This is a genomic window from Arthrobacter bambusae (assembly GCF_030812595.1).
In the GTDB taxonomy this organism is placed as follows: Bacteria; Actinomycetota; Actinomycetes; order Actinomycetales; family Micrococcaceae; genus Arthrobacter; species Arthrobacter bambusae_B.
Genome location: NZ_JAUSSZ010000004.1, coordinates 192,195 through 213,552, shown reverse-complemented (window position 1 = coordinate 213,552; position 21,358 = coordinate 192,195). Strand labels below are relative to the sequence as shown.

The 21,358-nt window shown below is 65.0% G+C and carries 22 protein-coding genes; 14 read left to right on the top strand and 8 right to left on the bottom strand.

The features are described from left to right. Positions 1-14 precede the first annotated feature (14 nt). Entirely contained in the window at positions 15-347 is a 333-nt protein-coding gene (locus J2S96_RS08120; RefSeq protein ID WP_306861631.1) for a 4a-hydroxytetrahydrobiopterin dehydratase, read from the top strand. A 74-nt stretch (positions 348-421) separates the two neighbouring features. Here J2S96_RS08120 and J2S96_RS08115 read toward each other — a convergent pair whose 3' ends face one another. The 3 genes from J2S96_RS08115 to J2S96_RS08105 are packed head-to-tail and all read right to left on the bottom strand — an operon-like array spanning position 422 to position 1,705. Beyond that, complete coding sequence (locus tag J2S96_RS08115) at positions 422-724, bottom strand: hypothetical protein (RefSeq protein ID WP_306861629.1); 303 nt, start codon at positions 722-724, stop codon at positions 422-424. Between the two features lie 37 nt (positions 725-761). Next, complete coding sequence (locus J2S96_RS08110; protein ID WP_306861628.1) at positions 762-986, bottom strand: DUF3107 domain-containing protein; 225 nt, start codon at positions 984-986, stop codon at positions 762-764. A gap of 50 nt (positions 987-1,036) precedes the next feature. Next, entirely contained in the window at positions 1,037-1,705 is a 669-nt protein-coding gene (locus J2S96_RS08105) for a TetR/AcrR family transcriptional regulator (protein WP_370873043.1), read from the bottom strand. An 85-nt stretch (positions 1,706-1,790) separates the two neighbouring features. Between J2S96_RS08105 and moeB the strand changes: the two genes are divergently transcribed. Then, the gene (moeB, locus tag J2S96_RS08100; protein ID WP_306861626.1) at positions 1,791-3,002 is read left to right on the top strand and encodes a molybdopterin-synthase adenylyltransferase MoeB; all 1,212 of its coding nucleotides are present in this window, start codon (positions 1,791-1,793) and stop codon (positions 3,000-3,002) included. Positions 3,003-3,051: 49 nt separating this feature from the next. Further along, on the top strand, positions 3,052-4,029 hold the full coding sequence (locus J2S96_RS08095) for an SDR family NAD(P)-dependent oxidoreductase (RefSeq protein WP_306861624.1): 978 nt from the start codon (positions 3,052-3,054) through the stop codon (positions 4,027-4,029). A gap of 269 nt (positions 4,030-4,298) precedes the next feature. On the opposite strand, the gene J2S96_RS08090 is transcribed toward J2S96_RS08095, so the two are convergent. After that, positions 4,299-5,624 (bottom strand): glutamyl-tRNA reductase, encoded by a 1,326-nt coding sequence (locus tag J2S96_RS08090; protein ID WP_306861623.1) that lies wholly within the window; start codon positions 5,622-5,624, stop codon positions 4,299-4,301. A gap of 148 nt (positions 5,625-5,772) precedes the next feature. Here J2S96_RS08090 and hemE point away from each other — a divergent pair, with 148 nt between their 5' ends. The 10 genes from hemE to J2S96_RS08040 all read left to right on the top strand — a co-directional run bounded on the left by hemE (position 5,773) and on the right by J2S96_RS08040 (position 17,130). Continuing rightward, a complete protein-coding gene (hemE, locus tag J2S96_RS08085; protein ID WP_306861621.1) occupies positions 5,773-6,900 on the top strand; it encodes a uroporphyrinogen decarboxylase in 1,128 nt (375 codons plus the stop codon). A gap of 5 nt (positions 6,901-6,905) precedes the next feature. Further along, entirely contained in the window at positions 6,906-8,417 is a 1,512-nt protein-coding gene (hemG, locus tag J2S96_RS08080; RefSeq protein WP_306861619.1) for a protoporphyrinogen oxidase, read from the top strand. Positions 8,418-8,489: 72 nt separating this feature from the next. After that, complete coding sequence (gene hemQ / locus J2S96_RS08075; RefSeq protein WP_306861618.1) at positions 8,490-9,191, top strand: hydrogen peroxide-dependent heme synthase; 702 nt, start codon at positions 8,490-8,492, stop codon at positions 9,189-9,191. Between the two features lie 65 nt (positions 9,192-9,256). Then, positions 9,257-10,432, top strand: a complete 1,176-nt coding sequence (locus tag J2S96_RS08070) for a ferrochelatase (RefSeq protein WP_306861774.1) — start codon at positions 9,257-9,259, stop codon at positions 10,430-10,432. Next, positions 10,429-11,430: a hydroxymethylbilane synthase gene (gene hemC / locus J2S96_RS08065; RefSeq protein WP_306861617.1), complete on the top strand. Its 1,002-nt coding sequence runs from the start codon at positions 10,429-10,431 to the stop codon at positions 11,428-11,430. Before J2S96_RS08070 ends, hemC begins: the two co-directional genes overlap by 4 nt. 19 nt (positions 11,431-11,449) lie before the next feature. Beyond that, complete coding sequence (locus tag J2S96_RS08060) at positions 11,450-12,343, top strand: uroporphyrinogen-III synthase (RefSeq protein ID WP_306861616.1); 894 nt, start codon at positions 11,450-11,452, stop codon at positions 12,341-12,343. Next, positions 12,340-13,320, top strand: coding sequence for a porphobilinogen synthase (gene hemB, locus J2S96_RS08055; protein WP_306861615.1), 981 nt, complete (start codon positions 12,340-12,342; stop codon positions 13,318-13,320). The genes J2S96_RS08060 and hemB overlap by 4 nt, the downstream gene beginning before the upstream one ends. After that, positions 13,320-14,396, top strand: a complete 1,077-nt coding sequence (locus J2S96_RS08050) for an LLM class flavin-dependent oxidoreductase (RefSeq protein ID WP_306861614.1) — start codon at positions 13,320-13,322, stop codon at positions 14,394-14,396. Before hemB ends, J2S96_RS08050 begins: the two co-directional genes overlap by 1 nt. Before the next feature lie 41 nt (positions 14,397-14,437). Continuing rightward, complete coding sequence (hemL, locus tag J2S96_RS08045) at positions 14,438-15,760, top strand: glutamate-1-semialdehyde 2,1-aminomutase (protein WP_306861613.1); 1,323 nt, start codon at positions 14,438-14,440, stop codon at positions 15,758-15,760. Positions 15,761-15,822: 62 nt separating this feature from the next. After that, entirely contained in the window at positions 15,823-17,130 is a 1,308-nt protein-coding gene (locus J2S96_RS08040) for a glycoside hydrolase family 3 N-terminal domain-containing protein (RefSeq protein WP_306861612.1), read from the top strand. Between the two features lie 61 nt (positions 17,131-17,191). Here J2S96_RS08040 and J2S96_RS08035 read toward each other — a convergent pair whose 3' ends face one another. From J2S96_RS08035 to J2S96_RS08020, 4 genes are all read right to left on the bottom strand, one after another. After that, positions 17,192-17,929 carry an amino acid ABC transporter ATP-binding protein gene (locus J2S96_RS08035; protein WP_306861611.1) on the bottom strand — a complete coding sequence of 246 codons (738 nt, stop codon included), beginning with the start codon at positions 17,927-17,929 and terminating at the stop codon, positions 17,192-17,194. After that, the gene (locus tag J2S96_RS08030; protein WP_306861610.1) at positions 17,926-18,699 is read right to left on the bottom strand and encodes an amino acid ABC transporter permease; all 774 of its coding nucleotides are present in this window, start codon (positions 18,697-18,699) and stop codon (positions 17,926-17,928) included. Before J2S96_RS08030 ends, J2S96_RS08035 begins: the two co-directional genes overlap by 4 nt. 12 nt (positions 18,700-18,711) lie before the next feature. Beyond that, positions 18,712-19,665 carry an ABC transporter substrate-binding protein gene (locus tag J2S96_RS08025; RefSeq protein ID WP_306861609.1) on the bottom strand — a complete coding sequence of 318 codons (954 nt, stop codon included), beginning with the start codon at positions 19,663-19,665 and terminating at the stop codon, positions 18,712-18,714. Positions 19,666-20,019: 354 nt separating this feature from the next. Then, positions 20,020-20,730 carry a 3'-5' exonuclease gene (locus J2S96_RS08020; RefSeq protein ID WP_306861608.1) on the bottom strand — a complete coding sequence of 237 codons (711 nt, stop codon included), beginning with the start codon at positions 20,728-20,730 and terminating at the stop codon, positions 20,020-20,022. Positions 20,731-20,818: 88 nt separating this feature from the next. Between J2S96_RS08020 and J2S96_RS08015 the strand changes: the two genes are divergently transcribed. Continuing rightward, the gene (locus tag J2S96_RS08015; protein ID WP_306861607.1) at positions 20,819-21,235 is read left to right on the top strand and encodes an MGMT family protein; all 417 of its coding nucleotides are present in this window, start codon (positions 20,819-20,821) and stop codon (positions 21,233-21,235) included. The last annotated feature ends 123 nt before the right edge of the window (positions 21,236-21,358 follow it).

Genomic DNA, 21,358 nt, shown 5'->3' with positions numbered 1-21,358 from the left:
TGAAGGAGCCACCGATGGCCGGCAAGGATGACATTCTTAAGGGATCCGCGATCGACGATGCCTTGGCGGAGCTGCCGGACTGGCGCTTCCGCCAGGGAAGCCTCGTCACCGTCTACAAATGCCCGACGTCCTCCGCCGCACTGGAACTGATCGCTGCGGTCGGTCGCATCGCCGAACAGCAGAAGCACCACCCGGACCTGGACTGGCGGTACAATCGGGTGCTCATCCGGTACACCTCCCATGACGCCGGGAGTGGGGTAACGCGGCGTGACGTCCGGGCGGCCATGAGCGCTGGCGAGGCAGCCGCGCACATCGGGGCAGTGGCTGAACCCGAAGCCATGCCCTGAACTGAACTGCTCGACTGGACGGCTCGCTAGAGCCGCAAGATGTTAGGGCCGCAAGTCGCTAGGGCCGCAAGTCGCTAGAGCCGCAAGGCCGCGGTCAACTGGGCGATGTCGTGCCGGGTCCGACGCCGGCCCAGGACGTACGAGGCCGCCACGGCCGCCGCCGTGCCCAGGATGATGGGCGCGACCCAAGGGATCCATGTAACGCCAGGCAGGTAGCCAAAGCCAAGTTGGATGAAGATCATCCAACTCAGCATGGCGACGGCCACGGAAACGCCAGCGGGGAGGGTGATTCCGTACGTGCCACGGTGTTTGTCCGTTCCCCAGACGACGAATCCTGAGGCGATGGTGGCTAGCGCCACGATGACAAGTGAGAGCATGCGGACTCCTCGCTCGCTGGTGTTCTGGGGTGAAAGCTTACAGAGCGCCGAAGCCGACCCGACGAACTTCCTCAGCGCCGATTTCCACGTATCCGAGGACGTTGCCGGGAACGATCACCTGGCGCCCCTTTTCGTCGGTCAAGCGCAGGTCCGTGCCGTTGGCGATGGCCTCGCTCACGATCTTGGCAACAGACTCGGCATCGAGAGCGGACTCAAGCGCGATCTCACGGCCAACGTTCTGAATGCCGATCTTTACTTCCACAGGGGGGCCTCCCAGCCAATCAAGAAATTACTTAGTCCTCTATTTGTAGTCTAGGACTCTTTCGGGAAGCGACTGATTCCGCGCCAAGCTAAACGGTAGATCAGATCGCTGGCTACATCGAGGTCCAAATCGCCGTCGGTTTCGAGCCAATAGCGGGCGCTGACCTGCGCCATTCCGGCCAGGCCGCGGCCCAGCAGCTGGGCCTCCAGCGGGGGCAACTTGGTGTCTTCGGCGATGACCTTCGCGACCGCGTCGGCGAAGGTGCGGTTGAAAGTCTCCAGCCGCGAGCTGACGTCCGGATCATTGATGAGATCGGATTCGAAGACGAGCCGGTGCGCTTGGTCGTCGGCCGCAATGAAACGGTAGTAGGCGCGCATGACGGCCTGGACGCGTTCCTTGTTGTCCGATGTCGAGTTAAGCGCCGTGAGCATCAGTTCCGTGAGCGTGGCCAGGTGGCTGTCGAGGAGGGCCATGTAGAGCTCCCGCTTGGACGGGAAGTGTTGATACAGCACAGGCTTGCTGACATGGGCAGTCTCGGCGATTTCGTCCATGGCAGCACCATGGAAGCCGTTGGCCACGAAGACTTCCAAAGCGGCATTCAAGAGCTGGGCCCGGCGCTCATCGCGTGGCAGCCTGGCCGAACGTGGCGAAGCGGCCCGATCCTGCTTGGCCTCTTGCCTGACCTCTGCCTCGTGTTTGATTCGTGCGCTCTCAGCCACTTGTCTGCCGCCTTTCCTTTGCAGTTATGACCACAATACTGTGCAGTAATATGACCGGGCGGCAGCGGCAGGCATACTTTGGAGTATGGCCACTCTTTTTGCCGCCCAAACGTCGCCGCGCTCTCCCTCTTCCGCACTGCCGCCACTCGTGGAACCGGCCGCGGAACTGACCACCGAAGAAGTGGAACGGTACTCGCGCCACCTCATTATTCCCGAAATCGGAGCGGCCGGTCAGCGTCGGCTCAAGAATGCGAAAGTCCTTGTGATCGGGGCAGGCGGACTCGGCTCTCCGGCGTTGCTGTACCTCGCCGCGGCCGGGGTGGGGACCCTCGGAATCGTGGACGACGACGACGTCGACCTCAGCAACCTGCAGCGCCAGATCATCCACGGGGTGGGCGATGTGGGACGGCCGAAAATCGAATCGGCACGGGACGCCATCAAGGAACTCAATCCCCTCGTCAACGTGCAACTGCACAACGTGCGCCTCGACTCCTCCAACGCTTTGGAGATTTTCTCGGGGTATGACCTCATCCTGGATGGCGCAGACAACTTTGCCACCAGATACCTCGTCAACGATGCTGCCGCGATTCTCGGCAAACCGTACGTCTGGGGATCGATCTTCCGCTTCGACGGCCAGGTCAGCGTGTTCTGGGAGAAGCACGGACCCAGCTACCGCGATCTCTACCCGGAGGCCCCTCCTGCCGGTTCGGTCCCCTCCTGCGGCGAAGGTGGAGTGTTCGGCATGCTGTGCGCCGCTGTCGGCTCGCTCATGGTGACGGAGGCAGTCAAGCTGATCACCGGCGTCGGGCGCTCCATGCTGGGGCGCGTGGCGCTCTTTGACGCGCTCGGCGGCAGCTGGCGTGAAATCAAGGTTTCGAAAGACCCGGAAGCCCAAGCGATTACCGAATTGACCGACTACGAAGCTTTCTGCGGCATCACCCCGGCGCCCCCAGGCGACTCGGTTCCTACCGTCACGGCCACCGAACTGTCCGGAATGCTCGATGCCCGCGCGGCGGGGGAACGCGACTTTGAACTGGTGGATGTCCGCGAGATCGGCGAACACGAGATTGTGAGCATCGACGGTTCGGTGCTCATCCCGCAGGGACGCATCCTGGCGGGGGAGGCCTGGACGGAACTGCCGCAAGACAAGGAGATCGTGTTCCACTGCAAGGGCGGCACCCGTTCCGCGGCGGTGCTCGCGGCAGCCCAGCGTGCCGGCTACACCCGCGTCAGCCACCTCGACGGCGGGATCCTGGCGTGGGTGCGCGACGTCGAGCCGGGCAAGCCGGTTTACTGAAACCTCAACAACGATACGCACGAAAGGGCCTGATATGAGCGAGGAATCCATGACTACACCGCAACACCCCATCGGATCGGGTTTCGGCCACGGCTCCTCGGCATCGGACGTTGTGGCGGGAGTGGATCTGCGCGGCAAGACAGCTGTTGTCACGGGTGGCTACTCCGGGCTGGGCCTGGAAACGGTGCGGGCCCTGTCCTCTGCCGGAGCCCGGGTCACGGTGCCCGCCCGGCGACCCGAGCACGCGAAGGAAGTCCTCGCCGCGGCCGGGCTGGGGCCTGAGCAAGTAACCGTGGAGGCCTTGGACCTGGCCGACCAGGACGGGGTGAAGGATTTCTCGGCATGCTTCCTGGCATCGAACCCGACCCTGGACATCCTGGTCAACAATGCGGCCATCATGGCCAGCCCGGAACAACGCGTGGGTCCGGGCTGGGAATCCCAGTTCGCCACCAACCACTTGGGCCACTTCACGCTTGCCAACTCTCTGTGGCCCGCCCTGGCTGCTGCCGGGTCGGCCCGCGTCGTGTCCTTGTCCTCCACCGGGCACAAACTCTCGCCCATCCGTTTCGAGGACATCAATTTCGAGAACGGCTACGACAAATGGAAGGCTTACGGCCAGGCAAAGACGGCCAACGCGCTGTTCGCCGTCGAGCTTGACCGCCTGGGCCGCTCCTCGGGGGTGCGGGCGTTCGCCGTCCACCCCGGCGGCATCATGACCGAGCTCCAGCGCTACCTGCCCCGCGAAGAGATGGTCGCGGCGGGCTGGATGGACGACGCGGGCAACGTGCGGGAGGGTTTCAAGACTCCGGAACAGGGAGCTGCCACGTCCACATGGGCAGCGACGTCGCCGGCATTGGAAGGCATGGGCGGGGTGTATTGCGAAGACTGCGATATCGCCAAGCCCACCGACCCCGCCTCGCCGCTCGCCCGGTACCAGGGAGTGGATGCGCACGCGGTGGATCCCGAAGCAGCAACAAGGCTATGGGCAGTGTCTGCGGAAATGACGGGCGTCAACGCCTTCGCATAGGACTACGCGGTTCCGCGCCCGCCACCAAGGGACATGCCCCTCGTTGGTTCTCAGGGCTGGACATATTGCTGTTATGTCCAGTGCTGGTGGTCAGGGGTGGGCATGCTCGGCGGCGGTTGAGTGTCACGAAATTGGACATGCCCCTCGTTGGTTCTCAGGGTTGGACATATTGCTGTTATGTCCAGTGCTGGTGGTCAGGGGTGGGCATGCTCGGGGTGGGAGTGGGCAGCGGATCCCGGGCAGGTGCGCAGAAGACAGGGTAGCGGGTGCTAGGCGCTTTCAGCCTGCTGGGGTAGCTGTTGGTGGTCGACGGGGCAGGCGGCTGCGGGTGGCGCAGCCGGCTGCTCCACCTGGATGCCATACAGGGCCTCAAGGGCTGCCACATAATCGTCTTGCTGCCCATTGGCAGCGAGTTCGCGTGCGCGGACGGTGGGGATGTGGAGCAATTGCTTGACCATGCGGCGGAGCGCGAACTCAACCTCTTCGGCCGCAGCGGTGCAGCCGTGCCGGGCCCGGACTTTCTCCATCTCGGCGTCGAGCACGTTCATGGTGTGCCGACGCAGCGCGACAATGGCCGAATCGACGGACCGCGCCTCGCGCTCCTGCTCGAACGCCTCTGCCGCACCGGAAACAATAGTGCTCGCCTGTGCCAGCGACTCCGCTTGTTCCTGGGGTGCTGCGAGCCGTACGGATTCGAGCGTCAGGAGTTCGACGCCGTCGAGCTCGCCCACTGCCGGGTCGAAGTCATGGGTGAGCGCGAGGTCGATCGCGATGAGCGTTTGGGGGGACAACGCGCGAACCTTCGCGAGCTCTGCGGCCTCGACGCGGGTGTCCGATCCGCTGCAACCGATCATGACGTCGGCGGCGGCGACGGCGGCGGGAAGGGTTTCGGCGTCGAGCGCGGTTCCGCCGCGCGTCGCCACGAAAGTCTCGGCCCGGCCGGACGACGAGTAAACGGAGACGTCGGTGCAGCCGCGATCGCGTAGCAGCGACATGGTGGCTCCGGCGTACGCCCCGGTCCCGAAGACAACTACCTTCTTGGTGCTCCAGTCGGGATTCTCAGAGAGATCGGTGGCCAGGTCCAGTGCCACTGAAACGATCGACATGCCCCTCGAGCCGAGGGCGGTCTGTGCCCCGACGTCCTTGGCCGTCTTGGAAGCGGCCTGGAACAAGCGGACCAGGCCCGGGCTCGCGGTTCCCTCGTGCTGTGCGGTGATGAGGGCGCGGCGCACTTGGCCGGCAATTTCGCGTTCGCCGACGACGGCGGAGTCCAGTCCGGAGCTGACGGCGAAGAGGTGTTTGCTGACCTCAGGGCCGGTACGGGTGCTGAAGGCGCGCGAAACGAGTTGCTCGTTGAGTCCGCTCAGGCCACTGATCTGCGTGACGAGCGCCGAACGGGCGGCTTCGAGGTTCTCGACATGCGGCGTTTCGCCGTAGATTTCGTAGCGGTTGCAGGTGGCCAGGACCACGGCGCCGGAAACAAGTTGGGAATCGGCCAAAGCGGACGAGGCAACCTCAGATGAACCGTTGCTCAATTGAGCGACGGTCTCGAGATCGATGTCGGCGTGTGTAGCCACCAATGAGAAAAGAACCACAGCAAAGCAATCATAGCTTTTTCGGCGCCATGTAGAACAATGCGAGCCAGTGCTTCTCCGCACTGCCGGTAGTGACGGCCGTCACCCTGCAAAACGGGGGACAGGCTGTCGTTATCTTTTGACACCGATTTTCGGCACAATCAAAGGCATGACTTCCAGTTCCGCACTGCCTCATTCCGTGTCGGCCGACGACATTTCCGGCACCGCCGCCTCGGGCCTTGACGCAGGCCACCCGCTGATGGATGGCCGCACCGCAGACTCCCCGCTGATCCAGGCTTACCGCGGAGGCAAGCCGTCCCGCCGCCCTGTGTGGTTCATGCGACAGGCCGGCCGCTCATTGCCGGAATACCTCAAAGTCCGTGAAGGCGTGGCGATGCTGGACTCTTGCCTGCGTCCCGAGCTCGCTTCCGAGATCACATTGCAGCCGGTTCGCCGCCACGACGTCGATGCAGCCATCTTCTTTTCCGACATCGTCATCCCCCTCAAGTTGGCAGGCGTCGGCGTGGACATCGTCCCCGGCGTCGGTCCCGTCCTGGACAGGCCTGTCCGCACCGCCGCGGACGTAGCCGCCTTGCCGCAGTTGACGTGGGAAGCGCTCGAACCGATCCGCGAGGCCGTGCGCCTGACGGTGGCCGAGCTCGGGACGACGCCCCTGATCGGCTTCGCCGGTGCACCGTTCACGCTCGCCGCGTACATGGTGGAAGGCAAGCCGTCCCGCGATCACCTCGGTCCGCGCACCATGATGCACGCAGATCCGGAAACCTGGACCGCCCTCGCCAACTGGGCAGCCGACGCCTCCGGCATGTTCCTGCGGGCGCAATTGGAAGCAGGTGCCTCCGCAGGGCAACTGTTCGACTCCTGGGCCGGATCCCTTGGCCTGGCCGACTACGCCAAGTACGTCGCCCCCGCCTCGACCCGCGCCCTTGACCACGTCCGCCAGCTTGGCGCGCCGCTGGTCCACTTCGGAACTGGAACGTCCGAGTTGCTTGTCGCGATGCGCGACGTCGGCGTGGATGTCGTAGGCGTCGACTACCGGCTGCCGCTTGACGAGGCAAACCGGCGACTGGGTGGCACGGTGCCCTTGCAGGGCAACATCGATCCCGCCCTTCTTTCGGCCCCTTGGGAAGTCCTGGAGGCCCATGTGCGCGCGGTCATCGAGGCCGGTTCCGCGGCCCCGGGCCACGTCCTGAACCTCGGCCACGGCGTGCCGCCCGAAACGGACCCCGCTGTCCTGACCCGGGTAGTGGAACTCATCCACTCGATCCCGGCAGGTTAGCGAGCATGCGCGGGGCACACGCAAAGTCCGAACACGCACAGCCCGAACACGTAATTCCCGCAGATTCATCTGCCGGCCCGGCCGCCGTCGTCGTTGGCGGCGGCATGTCCGGCCTGCTCGCGGCACGGGGACTGGCCACGGCGGGATTCGCGGTTACGGTGCTCGAAGCGAGCGATGCGTGGGGCGGTTGCGTGGGAAGCCACATTGTTGGCGGCCTCACGCTGGACAGCGGAGCGGAGTCCTTCGCGACGCGCTCCACCGCGGTGGCCGATCTGGCCCGCGATCTCGGGCTCGGAGGCAACATCGTCGCGCCCCATCCCGGAGGTGCCTGGGTTCAGTTGCCCGACGGCCCGCAGGAACTGCCCAAAACCGGAGTACTCGGAATTCCGGCGAACCCCTGGGACCCCGAGGTCCGGCGTTCCTTGGGCTTCGCAGGGTCCTTGCGGGCCTCGCTTGACCGCTACCTGCCCGCATCGCTGGGCACCTCCGCCAAGGTCGCCAGCGTCTCCTCATTGGTCCGGGCGCGGATGGGCAAGCGGGTGCTCGAACGACTCGTGGCACCCGTCGTCGGAGGGGTGCACTCCGCAGATCCAGGGCTCCTCGACGTCGACATGGTGGCCCCGGGCCTGCGTGCGGCACTGCGTCAGCAGGGTTCGTTGGCGGCGGCGGTAGCCAGCCAACGCAAGGCCGCTCCACGGCCGGCTTCGAGCGAAAACAGTAGCGGGACTGCGAAAGCGGGATCCGCCGTCGGCGGCTTGATAGGCGGAATGAACACCCTTGTCTCCGCCATCGTCGCGGAGCTGCGTTCGCAGGGCGTCGCCCTCGTTTCCGGCGCGCACGTGGATTCGATCGCCCGCACCGTTAACGGCTGGCAAGCCACTGCTGCGGGCAAAACGTACGACGCCGGACGGCTGGTGGTGGCGCTCGACGGTCCGGCCGCCATCGGGCTGCTCGAGGTGGGGATTCCGGAATTGTCCGCGCTGCGTCCCGCCGCGGGACCCATGGTGAGCCTGGTGACCTTGGTGGTGGACGTGCCCGAACTGGACCGGCGTCCCCGCGGCACAGGTATTCTCGTGGCGCCTCAAACCGAGGGGATCGAGGCGAAAGCGCTCACCCATGCCACGGCAAAGTGGGACTGGCTGGCGGAAGAGGCCGGCCCCGGCACGCACGTGCTGCGCTTGTCCTACGGGCGGGGCGAGGGTGTGGACGCCCGTGAATCAGCGGCCGCACGATCCGTCGCCGTGCAAGACGATGATGCCCTGTTTGAGGCTGCGCTCCGCGATGCCTCGACCTTGCTGACCGTTCCTATTGTGCGTGAAGACGTGCTCGATTGGGATGTTGTCCGTTGGGCGGGCGCCCTGCCGTTCGCCGCAGTCGGTCACAAACAGCGCGTCGCCGAGGTGCGCCGTATCTGCGCCGAAGCCGAAGGCTTGTCTGTTGTGGGTGGCTGGCTCGCCGGAAACGGCCTGGCTGCGGTGGTCGCCGACACTTCCGCGCAAATCGGCGCGATCTTGTGAAATGCACCACTTCTACGCATTGTAGAAGTGGTGCATTTCGACTTAGCGGCATCCACGGGGCAGACTTGTACCATGAGCCACACTTCCGCCGAATCTGTCACTAAAACTGCCGAATCCGAAGAGCAGTTCTTCACGCTGTGGACCGTGTTCAAGCGGTCGGGCGATGTCATGCGCAGCGCCGACGCTGTCCAGGATTTCGAGCAGCTGGCTGCCAAGCTTTCCGAGGACGGCGTTGTCCTTCGTGGAAGCTACGATGTCTCCGCGATGCGCTCCGACGCCGACATCATGGTGTGGCTCCACGGAGCCAAGCCCGAGGCCCTGCAGCAGGCCGTCCGTGACATCCGCCGCAGCGCCCTGTTCGCAGGCACCGAGATTGTCTGGTCCGCCATGGGCGTCCACCGCGAAGCCGAATTCGCCAAGAACCACGTCCCGGCCTACGCCCGCGGCGTCGAGCCCAGCACCTGGCTGTGCGTTTACCCGTTCGTCCGCTCCTACGAGTGGTACATCCTGCCCGCCGAAGAGCGTGGAAAGATGCTGCGCGATCACGGCATGCTGGGCCGCGACTTCCCCCAGGTCATCTCCAACACCGTATCCTCCTTCGCTTTGGGGGACTGGGAATGGATCCTCGGATTGGAAGCACCCGAGCTCGTTGACCTGGTGGACCTCATGCGCCACCTGCGTGCCACCGATGCCCGCAACCACGTGCGCGAGGAAATCCCGTTCTACACCGGCCGCCGCGTCACCGCCGCCGAGATCGCCGAGGTTCTCGCGTGAGCGGCCGCCACTCCACCGGGCCGGCCAGCCTCACCGAGGTCAATGACGTCACCGAGGCCGGACGCATGGCTCCCAAGGAGTACGACGCCGTCCTCCTCGCCTCCTTCGGCGGCCCCGAGGGCCAGGACGACGTCATTCCCTTCCTGCGCAATGTCACCCGTGGCCGCGGCATCCCGGACGAGCGTCTGGAAGAGGTGTCCCACCACTACCGCGCGTTTGGCGGCATCAGCCCCATCAACGAGCAAAACAGGAACCTGAAGGCTGCCATCGAGGCGGAACTCGCAGCCCGGGGCATCAGCCTGCCTGTGCTGTGGGGAAACCGCAACTGGGATCCCTACATTCCGCAGACTCTCCAGGACGCCTACGACGCGGGCCACCGCAAGCTGCTGATGGTCACCACCAGTGCCTACTCCTGCTACTCCAGCTGCCGGCAATACCGCGAGGACATCGGCATCGCGCTGACGGAAACCGGCCTTGACGGCAAACTCGAGGTGGACAAGGTCCGCCAGTACTTCGACCACCCAGGCTTCGTCGAACCCTTCGTGGAAGGAACGGCTGCAGGACTTGCCGAGGTCAAGGGGAAACTGGCAGCGGCCGGCCTCCAGGACGCCCCGGTCCACATCCTGTTTGCAACGCACTCCATTCCGACCCGTGACGCCGAAGCCGCAGGGCGCTCGGACGCCGAGCCCCGCGAGTTCGAGCAGGGCTCGGCATATGTGGCCCAACACTTGGCCGCCGGCGCCGAGGTGGTTCGGCGAGTCGAAGCCGAATCCGGGCTCACCGCGCCGTGGTCCTTGGTGTACCAGTCCCGCTCGGGCGCCCCGCATGTCCCGTGGCTTGAGCCGGACATCAACGATGCCATTGAGGAACTGGCCGGGCAGGGGATAAAAGGCGTCGTGATCGTTCCCCTTGGCTTCGTCTCCGACCACATGGAAGTCGCCTGGGACCTCGACACCGAGGCCCTCGAAACGTGCAAGAACCTCGGGCTCGCCGCGACCCGGGTGCCCACCCCGGGAACCCACCGCAAGTTCGTTTCCGGCTTGGTGGACCTCATCTGTGAGCGGACAGTGGAGAACAACATCGCCGATCGCCCCGCCATGACCGGGCTGGGGCCTTGGTATGACATTTGCCGTCCGGGCTGCTGCGCCAACTTCCGCGGAGAGAAGCCCACGATTGCGGGTGCGGACACCACGGTCGGCACCGGACATGATGCCTACCCCGTAGGAGACAGCGCGAAATGACCGTTCGGATCGGTACCAGGGCGAGCAAGCTCGCCCTCACCCAGAGCCAGCAGGCAGCGGACCAGCTGGCCGCCGTCGGCGGTTTTCCCGTTGAACTGGTGCACATCAAGACCGAAGGGGATGTCCGGACGGGTTCCCTGTCCCAGATGGGCGGCACCGGAGTATTCGTCGCCGCCCTCCGCGACGCGTTGTTGGAGAACGCGTGCGACGTGGCTGTGCACTCGCTGAAGGACCTCCCGACAGGTGCGGCACCGGGACTCACGATTGCCGCAACGCCCAAACGCGTCGACGTCCGCGATGCTTTGTGCGCCCGTGACGGGCTCAAGTTGGCGGACCTTCCGGCCGGCGCAAAGGTCGGCACCGGATCGCCGCGCCGCGCTGCCCAGCTGCGCGCCGCCCGTCCGGATCTCGACGTGGTGGACATCCGCGGCAATGTGGACACCCGGCTGGGCCGCGTTCCCGGGCTCGCCGGCAATGCGCCCGAAGCGCTGGTTCCCGGAAAGAGCGGCGACCTTGACGCCGTCGTGCTCGCCGCGGCGGGCCTGGAACGGATCAGCAGGCTCGACGTCGTGACAGAGTTCTTTGGGACCGACGTCATGCTTCCTGCCCCCGGACAGGGTTCACTCGCGATCGAGTGCCGCACGGCTGACGCACCCGGACAGCCCGGACCGGCCGAGGGTTCCCAAGGTGTACTCGCCCAGGCCTTGGCCGCTTTGAACGATGAAGACACCCGGCTGGCGGTCACCGCCGAGCGCGCCGTGCTGGCACGGCTGGAAGCCGGCTGTGCCGCGCCCGTGGGAGCCTACGCTTACCGCAAGGGCAGCATGCTGTACCTGGAAGCCGTTGTCTGCGCCGTGGATGGGAGCAAGTCCGTGCGCGAGAAAAAGGCCACCGACGGACTCACTGAGGTGGGCGCCACCTTGCTGGGCATCGAAGTCGCCGAGCTCCTGCTTGCCGCAGGCGCTGCGGACATCACAGATCTTGCCGCTTCCCGATAACCGGAGCCAACAGGAGACCATGGGACGGCACAGCGCAGTGAAGTCGGGGGAAGCCCGGGCACTGGAAGGCGCCCGGGTCCTTGTGACGCGCAGCCCGGATCGTGCGGCCCCGCTTGTCAACGCCCTGCGCGGAGCAGGTGCGGAGCCGCTCCTGTTGCCCTTGATCGACTTCGAGCGTGCCCGCGACCAGCATTCCCTCGAGGTCGCATTGGACGCGCTGCGCGCGGGAGCGTATGGCTGGCTGGTGGTCAGCAGCATCACTACCGTGCGCGCCCTGAAGGAAAAAGCAGCCGAGCGCCGCTTGGACTTGAGGGGAATTATTCCTGAGTCAGTCAGGGTTGCGACGATCGGGCCGTCGAGCCGGAGAGTCCTCGAAGCGGAAGGCATCCCCGTGGACCTCGCGCCGGACGATGTCCAGTCGGCCGCCGGACTGGTCTCGGTCTGGCCCGCAGGCCCGGCCAGCGTATTCTTGCCGCAAGCGGACATCGCCGACGACGTGTTGGCGGCAGGGATCGAAGCCAAGGGCGCAGTGGTCCAGGCAGTAACGGCTTACCACACCGTGGATTACCCGGCGGTTGCCGAGCGGCGTCTGACTGCCACCCTTGCAGCGGCGAACGGCTGGCAACCCGGGGACGGATCCGGGGCGCCGCAGCTCACCCCGGAAGCCGCAAGGGCCGAACTTGCCCGCGGCCGCCTCCACGCCGTCGTCGCAGCCTCGCCCAGCGCGGCCCGCCGCATCCAGGCTTCGCTGGCACCGCTGGAAGACTGCCGCTTCATCGCGATCGGGCGCTCGACGGCGGCAGAGGCTGCCGCGCTCGGACTTCCGGTGGCGGCAACCGCCAAGGAACCCACACCCGCCGGCATCGTGGCCGCCCTACGCACCGTATTCGCAACCGAAGGGAACGAAAGTTGAGCTTTCCAAACCACCGGCCCCGCCGGCTCCGCACCACACCCGCCATGCGACGCATGACCGCCGAACACCGCCTGGCCCCGGCGGACCTCATCCTGCCGGCCTTCATTCGCGAAGGACTCAGCGAGCCGGCCCCGATCAGCTCCATGCCCGGAGTTGTGCAGCACACCACCGACTCGCTCAAGCGCGCGGCTGCAGAAGCCGTGGAACTCGGTGTCAGCGGCATCATGCTTTTCGGTGTCCCCGAGGTCCGCGATGCCCGTGGCACGGCGTCCCTGGATCCCGACGGCGTGTTGAACAAGGCCATCCGGGACGTCCGCGCCGAGGTGGGCGATGACCTCGTGGTCATGGGCGACGTATGCCTGGACGAATTCACGGACCACGGCCATTGCGGTGTCCTCGACGCCAACGGCTATGTGGACAACGACGCGACCTTGGAAATCTATGCACAGATGGCTGTGGCGCAGGCCGACGCCGGTGCCCACGTCCTGGGGCCATCCGGCATGATGGATGGCCAGATCGCCGTCATCCGGCAAGCGCTGGAAGCAGCGGGACACCGGAACACCGCGCTCTTGGCCTATGCGGCCAAGTACGCCTCCGCCTTCTACGGGCCCTTCCGCGAGGCCGTTGATTCGCAGCTCAAAGGCGACCGCCGCACCTACCAGATGGACGCGTCGAACCGCCGCGAGGCCATCATCGAGGTGGAACTCGACCTCGAAGAGGGCGCGGACATGGTGATGGTCAAGCCCGCCATGAGCTACCTCGATATCCTGGCCGACGTCGCCGCCATGAGCCCGGTTCCCGTGGCGGCCTACCAAATCTCCGGTGAATACGCCATGATCGAAGCGGCTGCCGCGAACGGCTGGATCGACCGCCGCGGCGCCATCACAGAATCCGTGCTCGGCATCAAACGGGCAGGCGCCGACATGGTGCTGACGTACTGGGCGTCCGAGCTTGCCCGCTGGCTCAAGGAGTCCTGATGAGCGATCCGGCTTCCACTCCCACGGCTCCGGTCGGTCCCGGGAAGATCCTCCTCGGACTGAACACGTTCGGTGACGCCGGGGTGGACGTCGACGGCAACCCGAAACCGCACGCCCGGGTATTGCGGGAGCTGCTGGCGGAAGCGGAACTGGCGGACGCCGTCGGGCTTCATGCCTTCGGGGTGGGGGAGCACCACCGGCGTGACTTCGCTGTCTCTGCGCCGGAGGTGTTCCTCGCTGCCGCGGCGGCACGGACATCGCAGATCAAGCTCGGTTCGGCGGTCACTGTGCTCAGCTCCGATGACCCCATCAGGGTTTTCCAACGATTCTCCACCGTTGACGCGCTCTCCAATGGTCGTGCGGAAGTGATGTTGGGCCGCGGTTCCTTCGTGGAATCATTCCCCCTGTTCGGGCTCGACCTGGCGGACTACGAAGTCTTGTTCGAGGAAAAGCTGGAACTCTTCGACAAGGTCCGGGCCCAGAAACCCGTGCATTGGGAAGGCCGCACCAGGCCAAACGTGCACGGAATGAGCGTCTTTCCACCGCTGGAACACCATTTGCTTCCAACGTGGATCGGGGTGGGCGGTACGCCTGAGTCGGTGCTGCGTTGCGCCCAGTACGGCTATCCGATCATCTTCGCCATCATCGGCGGGGAACCGCACCGCTTTGCGCCGCTCGTGGAGCTCTATCGCGAGGCCATGGGGAAATACGGACACCCCATGCAGCAGATCGCCACGCACTCGCCCGGCTATGTTGCTCCAACCGATGAGCAGGCGCGGGAGGAGCTCTTCCCGCATTGGCTGGCCCAGCGCAACCGCATCGGCGCCGAACGCGGTTGGGGACCGGCAACCAGGGGAGAGTTCGACGCCATGTGCGGACCCACCGGGGCCCTCTATGTCGGCTCCCCGGAAACGGTCGCCCGGAAGATCGTCTTGCTCAAGCAGAACCTCGGCGTTGACCGTTTCGACCTCAAATACAGCAACGGGACGCTGCCCCACGAATCCATGATGCGTTGCATCGAACTCTTCGGCACTTTGGTGGCGCCCTTGGTCTCTGAGCTGCTCGCCGGCGACTGAACACGCCTGAACCACCTCCAATCCCTGAAAGAATGGACACCATGACTTCAAACACCCCTGCATCCGACCTCCTCTTCGACCGCGCCCGTTCCCTGATGCCCGGCGGCGTCAACTCGCCGGTGCGCGCCTTCGGATCCGTCGGCGGCACCCCGAAGTTCATGGTTTCGGCGCAGGGTCCCTACCTGACCGATGCGGATGGCCGCGAATACGTCGATCTCGTCTGCTCATGGGGTCCGGCGCTGCTGGGGCATGCGCACCCTGCCGTGCTCGAAGCCGTCCATGCCGCCGTCGACCGCGGCTTGTCCTTCGGCGCTTCCACGCCCGACGAGGCAAACCTTGCAGCGATCGTCAAGGAGCGCGTGTCCGCCGTCGAACGGATCCGCATGGTGTCCACGGGCACCGAGGCCACCATGACCGCCGTACGCTTGGCCCGCGGTTTCACTGGCCGCAACCTGATCGTGAAGTTCGCCGGCTGCTACCACGGCCACCTCGATGGGCTCCTCGCCGCGGCCGGCTCGGGACTTGCGACCATGGCGCTGCCCGGCTCCGCCGGGGTCACTGAAGCTGCCGCTGCTGAAACCCTCGTCCTGCCGTACAACGACCTCGGCGCGGTGGAGGCCGCATTCGCTGCCCACGGCAACAACATCGCGGCCGTCATCACCGAAGCCGCACCTGCGAACATGGGCGTCGTCACGCCGAACGAAGGCTTCAACGAAGGGCTGTCCCGCATCACCCGCGAGCACGGTGCGCTGTTGATCCTGGACGAGGTGCTCACGGGCTTCCGCACCGGCTACGCGGGCTATTGGGGCCTCACCGGCGCCCAGGAAGGCTGGATGCCCGACTTGCTGACCTTCGGCAAAGTCATCGGCGGAGGCATGCCGACGGCGGCACTCGGCGGCCGCGCCGACGTCATGGATTACCTCGCGCCCGTGGGCCCGGTGTACCAGGCCGGAACCTTGTCCGGGAACCCGGTGGCGATGGCCGCCGGCGTTGCCACGCTGACACTCGCGACCCCGGAGGTCTACAGCTTTGTGGATGCCCGCTCGCTGGAACTCTCGGCAGCGCTCTCATCCGCGCTGGACGCAGCCGGAGTAGACCACTCGATCCAGCGCGCGGGGAACCTCTTCTCCGTGGCCTTCGGCACTTCGGCCAGCGGCGTCCACAACTACGCCGACGCGCAGGCCCAAGAGGCCTTCCGTTATGCGCCGTTCTTCCACTCCATGCTGGACTCCGGCGTCTACCTGCCGCCGTCGGTCTTCGAAGCCTGGTTCCTGTCCGCTGCCCATGACGACGCCGCCATGAACCGGATCTTCGATGCGCTGCCCGCGGCAGCCAAGGCGGCCGCTGAAGCCACCGCCGTGTAACGGCGCATTTCCGATGTTCACAGCCTGCTCCCTAGACGCGCCTCCTGGAGCGGGAGCAGGCTGTGGGCAACGATCGAGTCGACAAGGCGATGATTCTTCTGCTCAAGCCGTCCAGAATTTCACTGCTCATTCTCTTCGCCCTGATGGCGGGGGCATTTACCGGAATTGCGCATGCCGACACCCCTGACCCAGCGGTCAGGGCCGCTGGCGGCCCCTCCCGGGCGTCAGGTACCCCACAGGCCGCTCCCATGCCGGAGGTTCCCACGTCCCCGCCGGCTGGATCGCCGGCTGCTTCTTCTGGGCAGCCCCGGCCTGAGCTACCCCCGCCTCCCCACCCGACGCCGGAACAACGGCTCGCGGACCTGACCCTGGAACAAAGGGTCGGTCAGTTGTTCATGGTGGCAGCCAAGGCTGACGGAAGCGATGCGGGCACCGTGGCTGATCTCTTGAACAACCACGTGGGCAACATCTACCTGGCCGGTCGCAGCCAGGCGGGGGTTGCGGGGACGGCATCAGTCGTGGCAAGACTGAGGGCGGCCATTTCCCCGGCCTCAAGCAGTGGGTTGCCGCTGTCCGTCGGGACCGATCAAGAAGGCGGCGCCGTCCAAGTCCTCAACGGACCGGGGTTCTCGCCCCTTCCTGCGGCCTTGGACCAGGGCAACGTGAATCCCGATCAACTACGCGCCGACGCCCGGAACTGGGGGTCCGAGCTCCTGCAGGCCGGAGTGAACGTTGATCTGGGGCCTGTACTGGATACGGTTCCCGGCCCCGAGTTTGCTTCCTCGAATAAGCCCATTGGTGCGTTCAAGCGCGAATACGGTTTCACCCCGGCTACTGTGTCCGCACACGGGATCGCCATGGCGGCCGGACTGCGGGACGCCGGGGTGGCCCCGGTGGCCAAGCACTTTCCGGGAATGGGGCGTGTAAGCCTGAACACTGACGTCAGCGCGAATGTCCACGACACCGAAACAACCCGCACGGATCCTTACCTGATGCCGTTCAAGGCTGCGATCGACGCCGGACTGCGGTGGGTCATGATTTCCAACGCCTACTACGACAAGATCGATCCGGACCACGTGGCGCCGTTTTCATCCATAATCATGCGCACTATGTTGCGGACGGACGCGGGATTCACCGGGATCATCGTGTCCGATGACTTGTGCAACGCCGTGCAACTTTCACCATGGAGCGTGGGGGACAGGGCAACGAATTTCATCGGCGCGGGCGGAACCATGGTCCTGTGCGCAGACCCTGCTTCAGTTCCCGCAATGTACGCCCATGTCCTGCAGCGGGCGCAGAGCGATCCTGGCTTCCGCAAATCAGTGGATGCCGCGGCATTGACTGTTCTTCGAGTGAAAGCCGGGAAGTAGCCCGGCACGAAAAATCCCCGGCTTCCGGAGTCCGGAAGCCGGGGATTTCCTAGCGCCTGCGCTAGAGCACGTCCGAAAGAAAGCCCTTCAGGCGCTCGGTGCGGGGCTCGGTAAAGAGTTGTTCCGGCGATCCGGTCTCGACGACGACGCCGCCATCCATGAACGTCACGGTGTCGGAAACGTTCCTCGAGAAGCCCATTTCGTGGGTTACCACCACCATGGTCATTCCGCCCTTAGCCAGATCCGTCATGAGCGCGAGCACGCCCTTGACCAGCTCAGGGTCCAAGGCCGATGTTGCCTCGTCGAAGAACATGACCTCTGGCTTCATGGCAAGCGCGCGGGCAATGGCCACCCGCTGCTGCTGGCCGCCGGAAAGATTGGCCGGCCGGGCGTCCGCCTTGTGCTTGAGTCCCACGAGGTCCAGTTGGGCCAGTGCATCCTCCCGCGCCTGCTCCTTGGACATGCCGCGGAGTTTCCGGAGTGCGAGCGAGACATTTTCCGCGACTGTCTTGTGCGGGAACAGGTTGAACTGCTGGAAAACCATCCCGATCCGCCGGCGCAGTTCATCCGGATTGTCCTTGAGCACCGAACGGCCATCGAGCAAAATGTCGCCCTGTTCGGGTTCGATCAGCCGGTTCATGACCCGCAGGAGCGTGGATTTCCCCGAACCGGAAGGGCCGATCACGGAAGCCGTGGTGCCCTTCTCGACGTGCAGGTCGATGCCGCGCAGGACACGGTTGGACCCGAAGGACAGGTGGATGTTCTTCGCAGTCAGGGTTCCTGAAACGAACTCGCTCATGCTTGGGCTCCCTTCCCGACGACGGCAGCTGCCTCGTCGGGTTCTTTCTTCTCCGGCCGTCCGGTCCTCAGGCGGCGGTCAATCCAGTTCACGAAATGCGTCAACGGAATGGTCAGCGCCAAGTAGAAGATTGCCGCCGCTACATAAGGCGACAGGTTCCCGCTGGTGGAGGCCGCATCCTTGCCGATCTGGAAGATCTCGCGCTCCGAGGCCAGCAGGCCCAGGACGAAGACCAGTGACGACTCTTTGATCAACGCAATGAACTGGTTGACCAGGGCCGGCAGAACCCGCCGGACGCCCTGGGGAACGACCACCAGCCGCATGGCAGGGCCGTAGCCGAACCCCAAGGCACGGGTTGCCTCAAGCTGACCCTTGTCGACGCTCTGGATACCGGAGCGGAAGATCTCGCCGATGTACGCTGCCGACATCAGGGAGAGCGCCGCGACGGCGAGCGGGTACGGGCTCGTGGAGCCGCTCAGCTGCCGGATGATCGGGCCGAAGCCAAGGCCAATCACGAGTATGGTGAGGACGGGCGGCAGCCCGCGCAGGATATCGGTGTACACACGCGCTATCCACCGGGCCACCGGATTCCGGGAGATCCCCATCAGGGCGAGAACCATGCCGAGCACAGTTCCGATGACGCCGGACGCGATGGCCAGGACGAGGGTGTTCGGCAAGCCCACCGCGAACATCTTGGGGATGACTTCGCCTATCGCCTTCCAATCGAGGAAGGTCTCGCCGAGTTGCTTGAGGATTTCCTGGAGATCCATGGAACGCCTAGGTTACTTGGCCGGGATCTGGACGGCCTTGCTACCCGGCTTCCAGCCCTGCGGTGTCTGCTCCGCCGTGGTGGGGCGGTCCTTGTACCACTCGGCCGTCAGCTTGGTCCAGGTGCCGTCTGCGATCACGGCGTCAAGGCCGGAGTTGAGGGCGTCGATCAGGGGCTGGTTGTCCTTGTTCACGGCCCAGGCGGTGAAGTTCTGCGTGTTGACGACCTTTTCGGCGATCTTGGTGTTGTCGCCGTCCTTGACCTGTCCCGTTGCCTGCTGGGACGGGGCGACCCAGGCGTCAACCTGGCCGCTCTTCACGTTGGCGTAAACCGTGTTGTAGTCGGGGAAGCGGACAGGCTCCAGCTTGAGGGTGTTGGTGACGTAGTCGTCCTGGACCGTGCCCTGGACCACGCCGATGCGGGTGTCGGCCTTGAGGTCCGCGAAGCCCTTGACCTTGGAGTCGGTCTTGGTCACGACGGCCATGTAGCCGAAGTCGTAGCCATTGGTGAAGCCGACCGTCTCGCGGCGCTTGTCCGTGGTGGAGATCGAGGAGGATCCGACGTCGAACTGCTTGTTCTTGACCTGGGAGAGCAGCGCGGAGAAGTCGGTGGAGGCGAATTCGACCTTGAGGCCCAGCTTGGCGCCTACGGCGCGCAGGAGCTCATTGTCATAGCCGGTGAACTTGCCCGAGGGGTCGATGAAAATGTTAGGCGGCGCGTCAGAGAGGGTGCCGACGCGCAGGGTTCCGTCGGTGATGAGACCCAGCTTGGACTTGTCGATCTTGTCCAGCGGAGTAACGTCCTTGGTGGTGTACTTGTCCAGCGTCTTCTGGTCGCTGCCTTGGAGGGCGTCGGTCGGCGAGGCGCTGCCGGTGCTGGCGGCTCCGCCGCCGCAGGCGGCAAGCGAGACGGCGAGAACTGCAGCCACGGGGACGGCAGAGAACCACTTCAGGGCTTTGATTTTCATCAAGCAAATCACTTTCATCGGGGAACAACGCGTTCGTATCGAGACGGGCGGGGAACGCAGCCAAAGCTGGCTTGGGCTGCAATATCAGAACTCAACCCGCCAAACTTAATTATGTCATTCGCGTATTCAGCGAGAAATTGACGGCAAAAAGACGCTCGATTCCCCGGAACTCCGAATTAAATTCACTAGCTGAGGGAAATTACCACTGAAAGTGACGAGCCCTCCGGCATCGGGGGGAATTCATGACTGACGTCCAGCTCCCGTTCAGGCAACCAGTGCTATGTGACGTGCGTCCCATCATGCGGGCGCTCGGGAAGCGTCCGGTCCGTGGACGACGCCGTGAAAGCCTCGCGCCTAGAAGTCTCCGCGGCTGGCATCTTCGGGGGGAAGAACCGGCCAATTGCCTTCAATGACGGCTGTTGGTTTGGTCCGGCGCAGGTACGTCTGGAAATCGGCGGCCTGTGCGGCAGCCCAATCCACCTGGAGCTGGTGCAGCTTGGAAGCGGGCATCTGCAGCTTCGGGAATTTGCCCGCCATGGCATCCAGGACGCGCAGGGTCGCGAGGGCGTCAGCGGCGGAGGTGTGGGCGTTCTCGAGGTTTACGCCGTACTCTTCGCACAGCGCGGTCAGGGTCCGCTTGCCCTTGCGGTAACGGTCGACCTGCTTGTTCATGACGTAGGGGTCAAGCACGGGGAAACGGCTCAGCTGCGGCACCCCGTAGCGGGCGGATTCTGCCGCCAAGACCGTGAAGTCATAGCTGGCATTGAACGCAATGACGGGCACTCCGTCGTCGAAAAGTTCCTGGAGCGCGGCAGCAACTTCGCGCGTGACTTCTGAAGCCGGGCGGCCCTCGGCCCTCGCCTTTTCCGTGGTGATGCCGTGGATCTCGCTGGCCTCCAAGGGAATCTCCACACCAGGATCCGCCAACCATTCGAGTTCCTTGATGACGGCGCCGTCATCGCCCACCACCGTGACCGAAGCAGTGACGATCCGGGCGGAACGGGAGTTCCGTCCCGTGGTCTCAAGGTCGAACGCGGCGCGGGGGAGGGTGTTCCAGGAACTCATGCTTCAACGCTACCGGCGCCCTACGACAAGATCCGGACCGACACTCCTTCCGCGCCGATCCGGCGGCCCATGCCGATAGGCTGGTGGCATGCGGATGGAGTTTGTGACGGCGGTGCTTGCCGTCGTGGATCTCATGCCGCCCGGTGTTGCCGTGTCATATGGGGATGTCGCCGAGCTCCTGGGCTCGGGCGGTCCCCGGCAGATCGGATCCGTCATGAGCCACCATGGGAGCACTGTGGCTTGGTGGCGCGTTCTGCGTGCAAGCGGTGAGGCTCCTCCGGGCCTTGAGCCGGAAGCGCTGCGCCACTATCTGGACGAGGGAACGCCGCTGCACGGCGCCTACAAGGAATACATGCGGACAGGCGAAGGCCGCTGGCGGGTGGACCTGCCTTTGGCCCGGTGGGCTCCGACGGACCGGGACTTCGACAGCATCGATACGATCTCTGAGCAACTCGAACGCCAGCTCCATAAATTGTCTGTGCCCGATGATGAAATGACAGTGTGAGTCCAACACCGACGCCTCAAGCACCGCAGGAAAAAACAACACAGGAAACAACACAGGAAACAACACAGGAAACAACACAGGAAAAAACGCAGGAACCGCGGCAGGCACAGTCGAGGCAGTCGT